Origin of the sequence: Kordia sp., from assembly GCF_050633145.1 — a bacterium.
Lineage (GTDB): Bacteria > Bacteroidota > Bacteroidia > Flavobacteriales > Flavobacteriaceae > Kordia.
The window spans coordinates 1-11381 of sequence record NZ_JBOEFY010000106.1; the positions used below are offsets into that span (position 1 = coordinate 1).

Below are 11381 nucleotides of genomic sequence, written 5' to 3' on the forward strand. Positions count from 1 at the left end.
ACCTAATTTTTTTCCGTGAAATTCTTTCAATACATAAAAACGATCGAGTTTGGTTAACTGAGTTGCTTCCACAGATTCATTAGGTACATTGAGTTCAATTTTAGAATATCCTGCGAGTGTTTCATCTAAAAAAATCATAAAATAATGAACATTCGGATTATCAAATTCCGCCGTTAACGTATCAATATTAAAAGCATTTTTCACAAAAGATTCCACAGCGTCTTTTGGTGTATTAGGCAAATAAGTTTCTAAAAAAGTTGTGGTGCCAAGTTTGGCTATTGCTTCAATATCATTAAAATTTGCGTTACGAACGGTAATCATTCCTGTTTTTTTAAGTACACAAAAATAACAAACACTTAGTGATTTAAAGGAACTGTCAGTTCTATTTTGGTGCCTTTTTGATTCATACTACTGACATTTAATTTAGAACCAATGATTTTGGCTCTTTCCAAAAGTGTTTTCATACCTAAAGTACCTTTTTTTATCTTTTCAGAAAAATCAAAGCCTTTTCCATTATCACTAACAATGGCGTATATCGTATTGGCTTTTTTCTCTACCTTAATGCTAGAAGCTTTAGCTCCTGAGTGTTTTACTATATTGTTAAGTGATTCCTGTATAATACGATATAAATGCAGCTCCTGTTCAGGATTTAAAATACCGTCTATATTATCGATATTAAGTGTGAAAAAAATATCGGTATTTGTATCTAATTGATGAACCATTGAAGTGATAGCTGTCGAAATTCCGGCTTGTCTAAGTGTTGCAGGATGAAGTCCATGAGAAATAGTACGGATTTCATGTAATGATTCTTTTGCCAATGCATTTAAACCCTCTTCTTTAGTCTTTTGAACCTTTTTAACAAGTAACATCAATTTCTGCCCGACACTATCATGAAGTTCTCTGGAGATATGCGAGTATTGATCTTCTCTTTCTTTGATAAGATTTTGAGAGAACTCCGTTTGTAATTTTCTTTTCTTACGGTTAAATTGCCATGAATACACTAAAAATGTAATGATTGATATAGCTACCAAGCTCATTCCGCCAAATAGGATAAGTTGCGATTTTGTCTTGTTTTGAGCATTTAATAATTGAATTTCAGATTCCTGTACAACGATTTTTGCTTCTTTTTTCTCCGTTTCAAGCAAGGTTAGATAGTAGGAGAAACCATTGGCTTTTTGAACGCTTTCTATGGAATCTTTTATATTACTGGATACTTTTAAATATTGATAAGCTCGCTTTTGATTTCCCAAACGATTGTATACTTTGGACAAGAACTCATTGACCAAATAGATGCCTTCGTAAAAATTTGAACCTTTTAGCGCTTCATTTTCTCTTTCTCCCCAAATAGCAGCTTCCGCATAATTACCAACCGCATATTCATACTGTCCCATGGCCAAATTATACTCAGGAAGATTAGGTGTTTTTGTATCTTTTAAGCGTTCTTCTAATTGTTGTTTGACTTGCTTGGCTTTTTGGATAAACCCATTTTCGGAATATGCTCCCAACTTAGCAATTGACAATTCTAGCAGATAATACTCATCTGTTAAGTGTTTATTATACACTGTTGCCGAATCTAAATATCGAAGTCGCTCATGAGGATTTCCATGTAGCATTTCATCAAAAGCTTGATCGTAAAATGCTGTATAAACTAGAGAATTATTTTTAATACCCTTTGCAAAATCAACTACTTCTTCACGTATTTTTTTTGCTTCGGTCTGTAATCCGTTTTGTGAGTATAAAATAGCAAGACCTCTTTTGATATAACCAGCTCCTTTTGGATTAAGTGTTGAATATAATTGAATAGCTTCCAGTATTACATCAGATGCTTTTTGAAAATCACCCATCATAGAAAATACATGCCCAAAATCTTCTTTATTATTCACTAAAAGGACAGTATCTTTAGCTTTAAGCGCAAATTCTTGAACTTGTTCCAAGTACACCAAACTTTCTTCAAAATGACCAGACATTAAGTAGGTAGATGCTCCTTCCGAATAAAAATTTCCTAACGCTGAATAGTGATTGTTTTTAGGGAATTTAGGGATTAATTCATGAAACATTTTTTGAGCATACTCGATTTGTCCTAAGCTCACGGAAAGATGGTCTAATAATTTAGAGGAATGAATTAATGCCAGTCGTATTGAATCTTGTTCCAGTGCATATTGAATAGTTTGTTTTGCAAAAACTTCATATTCCTTTGCTTTAGTTGAATGCATGACTCTTGAGAGGCTATCCATCCATTTTAATTTTTCACTGCCTTGTGTTTTTTCTACTTTAGTTTTAAGTTGTACAACAGTTTGTGCTAGTTCTGAATTCTGAGCTTTTAGCGTATTACTTACTAAAAACGCACACGTCAATATACCAAAGTAAAGTGTTTTAATTTTTTTGGAGTAGGTCAGAAATCGTAACGTTTTCATAAAAAAGAGATATAACATGGAGATAGCAAAATTACCTTAGCAGCACTATTTGTGAAATAAGTAGCGGCACTGAGAATCTTAGTATCAATACGTATATTCTGTAGCTTTAATGCTTTTTTACTGGCGAGAAACTCTATTGGTTTTTAATCTGAAAGAATTCTATCTAAGACGTTCATAAAATCCGATCACGCAAATCTACGTGTTTTTTAAATTAGGACAATACTACGTTAAAGGATCATGAATTTTGCTTTTATATTTGAGTAAAATAAAACTAAACCTTTTTACAATGAAAAATACCTCAGTTCATAGCCACAGTGAAGTTGTTCAAGAGTTAAAAAAATTACTTGATGCAAATCCACCAATGAAAATTACCTTAAATGCTTCGTTGATCGCAGCGAGAATTTCTGCAGAAACGAAATTAAATTCAGATTTATACAATGCGTATAATGATGAGTTCCATGGGAATGCATGGCCAATTACCATTGAAAGTTATTACGATTATTTAGACATGTATGTATGTTTGGTTCCTGATGAGAAGGATGATCCAAATTATCCAAATGCATGGAAAAGTACAGATACGTCTAATGGTTACAACCAAAAAGTATACGATTTATTATGTCAATATTATTGGTTGGTAGATCAGAAAATACCTGATAGCGATTTGACAATGCAGAGTTTTCCAGAATTTGCAGATTGGTTAGTGAAGTTTGCAAAAGCTTGGGGAAGTTTCCTTGATACAACAGCATCATTGACTAAATCAAGTTTGTATTCGTTCAAGCACAACCCAATGTATAACTATCCATTATATGCAGAAAATGCGTCTAGTTGGACTACGTTTAATGAGTTCTTTTACAGAGAATTTAATGGAGCAGATGCCGTAACAGGAATTTCACCTTTACGCCCAATTGCAGCACCAGACGATAACGGAACTGTAGTTGCGCCAGCAGATTGTACGTATAAAGAAGATTATAAAATTGATGCAGAAGGAAATGTATTAGAAAAAGGTGGTGAAGTTACAGAAGCTCGATTGAAGAATACGCACGCTATTGGAACGGTAAATGAATTACTAAAAGATAGCCAATATGCAAGTGATTTTTATGGAGGAACGTTTGTACATTACTTTTTAGGACCGTATGATTATCACCGTTTCCATACACCAGTAAGTGGAGAAGTATTGGAAATAAGTGATATTAGCGGAAATGTATTTTTGAATGTAAAAATGATTGATGGGCAATGGGACGCGCCAGATGGAGCAGGAGATGGATACGAATTTAATCAAGCACGTGGATTAGTCATTGTTGATGGTGGAGAAAAAGTTGGAAAAGTAGCAATTCTTCCTATCGGAATGGCGCAAGTTTCTGGAGTAATGATGTATGCAAAAGACAATCCGCCAGCAGGTGTTCCAGCAGAAAACTTAATTGGAGTTGGCGATACTGTTGTAAAAGGACGCGAATTTGGAAAATTCAGATTCGGTGGATCAGATATTATCATGCTATTTGAAAAGCCACAAGAAGAATTATACATGTATAAAAGAGATCCTGGACATGTGCCAATTCACTTCCAATACGGACAAACAGCTATTTATGTAAAATAAGCATAGACTTTAGCCTCGAAATTAAAGTCAAAACGCCACAACTGTTATGTTGTGGCGTTTGTATTTTATATTCTTTGTTTCTATTCAAAAATGACTGGTAAAGTGTTTTTAGAAATTTTCACAATATGATACGGTTGTGTAATTACGGTTGTTGCAGCTCCTTCTGGAATAAGATCCGTAACAGTCACAACTATATTTTGTGCGTTTGAATTTACGTCAATAGCTAAATCATGACCGCCATTTCCTCTTACTTCGTCAATAGCAACAATTACAGTGAAATTTGTAAAATCGATATCAGTTTCTGTAAAAGATGACGAAACATTATTCTCAGCATCCAAAAGTGAAATAAGGTTGTCCCAATCAGTTGTGGTATTAATAACAATGTTTTGTTGGTCAACTCCTTGCGAAGAACTGCCATACAAATTTCCTTTGCCAATTAAAGTGGTTTCAACAGGAGACATCGTTGGTGCATCATCATCAGAACTACAACTATATACAAATAGGGAAAGCAAAAAAAGAATGACGTAATTTTTCATGTGTTTATTGTTTTTATCGGTTACATGTTGTTCGCTATTAATCATTTCCTAGGGAGAGAAACTTTTTAGTATGCTCGTTTCATAATATCGGTTGTTAATAGTTTACTAGTAAGATACAACGTTTAAAAAAAGGTTGCGTGTGTATTTGTTAAAATAGCTAGTTTTTAGTCAAAAAGTTTTTCTTTCAATTTACCTTTCTTCATTGCTTTATAAAACTTTTTAGTTTTGGACTTCATACGAACATTATTTTCTTCGTCAGACATGTAAGTCAATAGAATTTTTGCTGCTTCTAGTTGTACTTCTTTGATCTCTTTTCGGAGTTTCTGTTTGTCTACATTATCGCCTTTTGGATTACAAAACACCATACGTCCTTCATAATGTTTCTGTTCCAATTGATATTTTAGTACGGCTATCACATACAAAAACTTCTGATTATTGGTTAAAGTCTCATAAAACTTTCCTCCAAGGGGAATTGCAGTTTCAGTATCTACATCCATCCAAAAGCGAACAATATTAAAAGCTGCATTGCATTCTCTACCTTTTTCAAATACAGGAAGTGCAAACACATATTGCGCAGCATCAAAAAGTAACGCTTCATACTTTTCATAAGTAGGATTTTCATCCGATCTCATCTTTGCTAATGATTCCGATAATAATTCTTTAGAAGAGGAAGGAAAACTAAAAGAAGTCCACAAACGTGTATTGACAACCTTGCCTTCAACCGTTCCTGGTTTTACCTGTAGCTTTTGAACAGAATTGATAAAATCATCTGAAAGATCATAAGTTCTAGGAAAATTCGTCGCAGAGATATTAGTGATTTTTCCTTCTGTAGTAACAGTTAAATACACATACGCACTTCCTTTGAAATCTCTAGAAAGATCTAAATTTTTAAAAATCATTTTTCGCAAATGACTTTCTGCACATTTGGCAAGTTCTTTTTCACTTAATTCTGGAGAACAATCATTCTCAAAAGGCAATGTTGTAAGCTTTGAATAGTGATACAATGCTTTGTCTTTTTGAATCATTGGTTTTACAGATCCTTCATTTTTATCGTTGACATCTAAAAATTGTTGTCCAATAGCGATAAAAGGAATCATGATTGTAATTAGCAATAGGCGAAAAGTGTGTGTGTTCATTGTGAAAATGTAATCTTATTTAGTTAATATATGTGTAAAAATAGTATATCTGTTGTAAAAGAAAATGCTTTCTATACTTTATCATCTGTTTGAGTATCTTCTCCAGAAATCTCATCAATCTCATCAATGACTGTTTTTTGTCTAAAATATTTTCTTGAAGAAAAGTGAACAATCAAAATGATTAATGATACAACATCTGCTCTTATTTTTTGTTCGCCTAAGTCTAGACCAATAGAAAGATAACTAAATCCATACGAGAAATCAAACCAAAAATTAAGCGTTTCCGTCGAGAATTGAATCGAAACAGTGAGAACAATATACCATAGTGATAATAGTGTCCAAGCAGCTTTTTTACCGAGCAATAAAAAATAATTTACGGTCATTAAAAGTACAGCAATAATACCTAGCCACCAGCCTACAGGAAATACAATAATGAGAATATATAAAATAAGTAGTGTTTGAATAACATTAAAGAGAGTTACTAGTATTACTTGAACAGGTAATTTTTTAATATCGGAAAATGTCAAGTTTTTCAAAAGTTTGTATGTTTTAAAAATGTAAGGTTAAAAATATACATTTTCTAAAATAAAGTATCTTTAAGCAAAATTAATTCGAAACCTATATGCAGCAAAAAATAGCAAAACGATTAGTCCGAAATTTTTATTTTGTAGCGCTGTTATTGAATGTGTTGCTTCCTTGGATGATTGCAAAAATCAACATAGGCGATAGAACAGGCGAAATTCAAATGGTTTACATTTTGGTTGCTATTTGGGCAGTAGCAAGCATAATTATATATACAATTTACTTTACCATTCCTGATTATTCAAAAAAATGGGAGAAAAAAGCAGCATTTCTATTTCCTTCCATACTTACGTGTCCAATGATAATTATTGAATTCCCGTATTTTATTTTCCCATGGGGAATTAACTTTCTTTTTAGTATCATCTGTATGATAATTTACAAAGAGAGACTAGAGAAACTAGCATTGGATACTGAAAAGACTGTTTGAGATTTTGATTTATTAATTTGTATCATACATAATTCACCTTACAAACAAGATGAAATCCACTGACTCGCTAAAAAAATCCATTTGCATAAAATAACCATCTTATTTGTTTAAAGAGTTAGACCAAAGAAAAGCACCTAAAACAAAGCCTACGCATATATATACAAGGTAAACTGTAGTAGTAATGACTGCGACATCGAGTGTCGTAAATACTTGAACGATTTCTGTTTGTTTAAAAAAGAGCACAATAGTAATAGCAAGTAAAGTTCCCAAGCCTAATAATTCGTTAACCCAACGTTTTTTGGGTGTAATAAAAATGTGTCCTGATAAAAAGCCCCAAATCCAAGGAGTAATGGACAATCGTGGTGTTGTGTTTGTAGCGGTGTTATGGTAAATAATCATACAAATAAAAATAAAGATTAATAAAAATTGTTGAAATACTCGAATGTTTTTCTTTTCTGTTAAGAGTTCTTTTTTAAAGCAGAAAAGTATGGTAGCCAAAAAATTGTAGGTAAGTAAAAAGTACACGGTAATAGGTATAAAGTATTCTAAGATTGATGAAAATTGCATGTAAAAAGTGTTTCGGTTAAGCAGTTTAAAAGTACCAAATTCACAACGCTAGGAAATACCTAACTGTAGGGAGATTGCATTATATAGAAATGAGTGTTGAGATGTTAGTATAGAGAAGTTTCAAACTACGTGTTAGATGTTATAATAACGAATGAACACTTCGACAGACTCAGTGTAAACGAATCGACAAACGAACAAACAAAAAAGGAAAGCTCAGAAGCAAGCTCACAACCGATAACTGACAACAGGAGCAAAGCGACAAAACTCACAACAAACAACAAAACGACAATTCATCCTTAAAAAATTACAATTCGGTAGTTTCTTTTTTCTCTAACAGGTAGTTTATTGGATATTTGAACCATCAATCAATCAAATCAATCAAAAAATGATCAGTATCGCATTCATCATCATCGAATTTATTTTTTCAATCATCTGAAAAATCTAGTAAAAAAATCAAATCATCAAAAAAACACACAATGAAAAAAGTCGTATTAATTTTAAGTTTAATTTTCTTCGGAAGTATTGCCACAGTAAATGCACAAACAAAATATGAAAAAGGAATGGAGAAAGCTTTTTCGTTATGGAAAGAAAACAAAAGCACAGAAGCTGCAAATTTATTTGAACGTATAGCTTCTGCATCACCAAACGAATGGTTGCCGTCGTATTATGCAGCGCAAATCAACATTATAGGAGGATTTGCAATCAAAGACAAAAGCAAATTGGCACAACAATTAGAAAAAGCACAAGCACAAATAGATCATGCAACAAGCATTTCACCAAACAATCCAGAAATAATGATTATGCAAGCCATGTTATACACCGTTTGGGTAGCCTATGATGGTGCAACGTATGGAATGCAATATGCACCAAAAGTGAGTGAAATCTACGCGAAAGCGTATGCAATAGACAAAGACAATCCAAGAGTTGTACTAAGTAAAACGGAGTGGGACATAGGAAGCGCACGTTATTTCGGAAAAGATACAGCACCATTTTGTAAAGAACTAGAAAGAGCAAAAACACTTTTTGAAGCGGAAACAACGAAAGACGATTTTAGTCCACAATGGGGAAAAGAACGCGCAGCAAAGTTGGTAGAAGAATGTAAAAACTAACAACACCGTTAAAAAAACCTTAGTATATTTGATAGAAGCCAACAAAACAAACAGTAATGAAAGAGTTTTATAAAATTATATTTATCGGAATTGTCATAGGATTTATTTTATGTGGGGTAAACCTTTTGTTTATTTATTTTGGAGGCGGAACTATACATTTTGATCAAAAATTATTAATTAAACTGGGAATGTATTGTTTATATGCTGTCCCGATAAGTATTGTAAACTCGTATTATTTTGATTACTTAAATAGCCGATTTGTATGGACTAAAGCATTAAAACGTTACCGACTGCTTATTGGAATTATAGGATCTATTGTCATAACCGTATTTACTGTTTTTTTAGTAAGAATTATAGAAGAAGTAGCTATAGAAGGACATACCTATCAAGAGTTTATTACAGCAGAAAACCCATCGTATTATTTTAATGTTCTTTTAGTGACCATTTTTTTCTCGGTATTTTTCCATGCGTTTTATTTCTATAAAGAATTACAAAAAAAGAAAGTTACCGAACAAAAAATAATTGCAGGAACAGCTTCTGCACAGTTTGATGCCTTAAAAAATCAACTAGATCCGCATTTTCTGTTTAATAGTTTAAATGTACTGAGTTCTTTAATTGATGAAAATCCGCGTCAAGCGCAGAAATTTACATCCGGACTTTCGAAAGTATATCGGTATGTGTTAGAACAAAAAAATAAAGAATTAGTTACGGTTGATGAAGAATTAAAATTTGCCAAAACGTATATGAGTTTACTGAAAATGCGTTTTGAAGACAGTATCATTTTTGAAGCCCCAGAAACAGCAAGTAATCCAGAAAGTAAAGTAGTACCATTGTCATTACAATTATTACTAGAAAATGCTGTAAAACACAATATGGTAACGCCATCAAAACCGTTACAGATTAAAATATATGAAGATAGAGGCAATTTAATCATTGAAAACAATCTTCAAGAAAAACAAATTGTAAAAAAGAGTAGTGGCGTAGGTTTAAATAACATCCGACAGCGATACGATTTACTCACACAGCGCCAAGTATACATTAACAAAACTACATCGGACTTTCAAATCGCAATTCCGATGCTAACAAAACAAAAAGAAGTCATGAGAAATCAAACAATAGCACCAAATAACACTGATTTGGATGATAAATACCTTCAAGCGAGGAAACACGTAGAAAAACTAAAAGAGTTTTATTATAACTTATTATCCTACTGTTTAGTCATTCCGTTTTTAATATTCATCAACCTAAAAACAGTCCCACAATTCCATTGGTTTTGGTTTCCAATATTTGGTTGGGGAATTGGATTAGCGTTTCACGCAATGAGTGTTTTCTTTGAAAGTGGACGTTTTGGAAGAAATTGGGAACAGCGTAAAATACAGGAGTTCATGGAACAAGAAGAACGTAAAAGATGGAACTAATGGATACAAATAATCAAGATCGTGAAAGGGAAGAAAGATATTTACGCGCACAAAAAAGAGTAGAATCAATACGAGGTTTTTATATTCATTTAGTAGTATATATTTGTATCAATATATTTATTAGCTATCGACAAATAACAGAGAATATTGATAAAGGAGATACGTTTCAAGAAGCTTTGTCTGATATTGAAAATTATAGCGTATGGTTAGCTTGGGGAATTGGCTTGGCATTTCACGCATTTAATGTTTTTGTGAAAAAAGGAATATTAGGAAGAAGTTGGGAAGAACGTAAGATAGAAGAATTTATGAATGAAGACGAACGAAAAAGTAGAGAGAATGGATACAGATAGCCAAAATCGTGAAAAAACAGAAAGATATCTACGCGCAGAAAAAAAGGTAGAAGACATTAAAGGTTTTTATATTCATTTACTAGTGTATGTTTGTGTAAACTTGTACATCAGTATAAAAAAAATATCAAGAAACTTAGACAACGGAGAAACTTTTGACGAAGCATTTTATGACTTAGGAACCTTCATTGTTTGGATGGCTTGGGGAATTGGATTAGCATTCCACGCATATAATATTTTTATAAAAGATGGAATACTAGAAAAAAGATGGGAAGAGCGTAAGATAAAAGAATACATGGATAAAGACGAACAAAAAAACTGGGACTAATGAATAACGAAAAAGATACAGCTATGCATCGTGCTTCTAAAAAAGAAGCATATTTAGAAGCGCAGAGAAAAGTAGAGTCGTTACGAAGTTTTTATAAACATCTTGCTATTTATATTACGATCAATTTACTTGTGTCGGGGCGTATAATTTGGGAATCTATGGAAGATGGATTGTCATTCAAACAAGCACTTTCCGAAGGCAATACGTATACCTTATGGATTATTTGGGGATTTTTCCTTTTAATTCAAGCAATAAATGTGTTTTCTTCGGTGAGCATTTTTGGATCTCGATGGGAACGACGAAAAATTAAACAATACATGGAGGAGGAAACTCGTATGCAGAACTCATAAAAGAATAGTTATGGAAAAATTACCATCAAATATAGACTCAAACAATTATAAACAAGATTATACCAAAGAAGAAGCGTACATGCGCGCTCGAAAAAAAGTAGAAAAGCTAAAAGGTTTTTACGGACATTTTGCATCATATATCATCGTTAATGTTTTTATCTTGTCAATGATTGCACTCAACTTAGACAAAGACGAAACGTTTTGGAAATTTGGACACTTCTCAACAGCATTTTTCTGGGGAATTGGAATTGTATTTCATGCAGCTGGCGTTTTTGGACCAGATCTATTATTAGGACGAAAATGGGAAGAACGAAAAATTAAAGAATACATGTCAGACGACAGACGAAACTGGGAATAGCTTTGAAATTATAAATGTTGAATTATAAATTTTAAATGTAAAAGTATTTTGAAACACTATTGTGAGGAAGTTGAAACTAAGTCTTACATTTAAGTAACTGATGTAGATTTTTATTAAACGTCACTTCGAATGGTTTTTCGAAATAAAATGAAGAAAAATTGTATCGAGAAGTATTATGAAATTATAAATGTGAAATAAAAAAGTGTTAAAGAATC

At 32.5% G+C, this 11381-nt stretch carries 13 protein-coding genes and 1 pseudogene; 8 read left to right on the forward strand and 6 right to left on the reverse strand.

Annotation, left to right across the window (positions count from 1 at the left end; genetic code table 11):
* Together ACRBBL_RS27300 and ACRBBL_RS27305 are read right to left on the reverse strand one after the other, a co-directional pair.
* Positions 1–321: pseudogene (locus tag ACRBBL_RS27300) on the reverse strand (hypothetical protein); the annotation flags it as partial.
* Between the two features lie 35 nt (positions 322–356).
* Complete coding sequence (locus ACRBBL_RS27305) at positions 357–2414, reverse strand: tetratricopeptide repeat-containing sensor histidine kinase (RefSeq protein WP_431372281.1); 2058 nt, start codon at positions 2412–2414, stop codon at positions 357–359.
* 286 nt (positions 2415–2700) lie between these two features.
* Between ACRBBL_RS27305 and ACRBBL_RS27310 the strand changes: the two genes are divergently transcribed.
* Positions 2701–4008, forward strand: a complete 1308-nt coding sequence (locus tag ACRBBL_RS27310; RefSeq protein WP_431372282.1) for a phosphatidylserine decarboxylase — start codon at positions 2701–2703, stop codon at positions 4006–4008.
* Between the two features lie 80 nt (positions 4009–4088).
* Here ACRBBL_RS27310 and ACRBBL_RS27315 read toward each other — a convergent pair whose 3' ends face one another.
* From ACRBBL_RS27315 to ACRBBL_RS27325, 3 genes are all read right to left on the reverse strand, one after another.
* The gene (locus ACRBBL_RS27315; RefSeq protein WP_431372283.1) at positions 4089–4544 is read right to left on the reverse strand and encodes a protease complex subunit PrcB family protein; all 456 of its coding nucleotides are present in this window, start codon (positions 4542–4544) and stop codon (positions 4089–4091) included.
* A 164-nt stretch (positions 4545–4708) separates the two neighbouring features.
* On the reverse strand, positions 4709–5680 hold the full coding sequence (locus ACRBBL_RS27320; RefSeq protein ID WP_431372284.1) for a hypothetical protein: 972 nt from the start codon (positions 5678–5680) through the stop codon (positions 4709–4711).
* A gap of 71 nt (positions 5681–5751) precedes the next feature.
* Complete coding sequence (locus ACRBBL_RS27325; protein WP_431372285.1) at positions 5752–6216, reverse strand: hypothetical protein; 465 nt, start codon at positions 6214–6216, stop codon at positions 5752–5754.
* 86 nt (positions 6217–6302) lie between these two features.
* Here ACRBBL_RS27325 and ACRBBL_RS27330 point away from each other — a divergent pair, with 86 nt between their 5' ends.
* Positions 6303–6689, forward strand: coding sequence for a hypothetical protein (locus ACRBBL_RS27330; RefSeq protein WP_431372286.1), 387 nt, complete (start codon positions 6303–6305; stop codon positions 6687–6689).
* Positions 6690–6788: 99 nt separating this feature from the next.
* On the opposite strand, the gene ACRBBL_RS27335 is transcribed toward ACRBBL_RS27330, so the two are convergent.
* Entirely contained in the window at positions 6789–7256 is a 468-nt protein-coding gene (locus ACRBBL_RS27335; protein ID WP_431372287.1) for a hypothetical protein, read from the reverse strand.
* A 476-nt stretch (positions 7257–7732) separates the two neighbouring features.
* Here ACRBBL_RS27335 and ACRBBL_RS27340 point away from each other — a divergent pair, with 476 nt between their 5' ends.
* Genes ACRBBL_RS27340 through ACRBBL_RS27365 form a run of 6 tightly spaced genes read left to right on the forward strand, consistent with a single transcriptional unit; the run spans position 7733 to position 11166 of the window.
* The gene (locus ACRBBL_RS27340) at positions 7733–8365 is read left to right on the forward strand and encodes a hypothetical protein (RefSeq protein WP_431372288.1); all 633 of its coding nucleotides are present in this window, start codon (positions 7733–7735) and stop codon (positions 8363–8365) included.
* A 56-nt stretch (positions 8366–8421) separates the two neighbouring features.
* On the forward strand, positions 8422–9783 hold the full coding sequence (locus ACRBBL_RS27345; RefSeq protein WP_431372289.1) for a 2TM domain-containing protein: 1362 nt from the start codon (positions 8422–8424) through the stop codon (positions 9781–9783).
* Entirely contained in the window at positions 9783–10133 is a 351-nt protein-coding gene (locus ACRBBL_RS27350) for a 2TM domain-containing protein (RefSeq protein WP_431372290.1), read from the forward strand. Before ACRBBL_RS27345 ends, ACRBBL_RS27350 begins: the two co-directional genes overlap by 1 nt.
* The gene (locus ACRBBL_RS27355; protein WP_431372291.1) at positions 10120–10458 is read left to right on the forward strand and encodes a 2TM domain-containing protein; all 339 of its coding nucleotides are present in this window, start codon (positions 10120–10122) and stop codon (positions 10456–10458) included. The genes ACRBBL_RS27350 and ACRBBL_RS27355 overlap by 14 nt, the downstream gene beginning before the upstream one ends.
* Positions 10458–10808 carry a 2TM domain-containing protein gene (locus tag ACRBBL_RS27360; protein WP_431372292.1) on the forward strand — a complete coding sequence of 117 codons (351 nt, stop codon included), beginning with the start codon at positions 10458–10460 and terminating at the stop codon, positions 10806–10808. Before ACRBBL_RS27355 ends, ACRBBL_RS27360 begins: the two co-directional genes overlap by 1 nt.
* 10 nt (positions 10809–10818) lie before the next feature.
* Complete coding sequence (locus tag ACRBBL_RS27365) at positions 10819–11166, forward strand: 2TM domain-containing protein (RefSeq protein WP_431372293.1); 348 nt, start codon at positions 10819–10821, stop codon at positions 11164–11166.
* Positions 11167–11381: the final 215 nt, after the last annotated feature.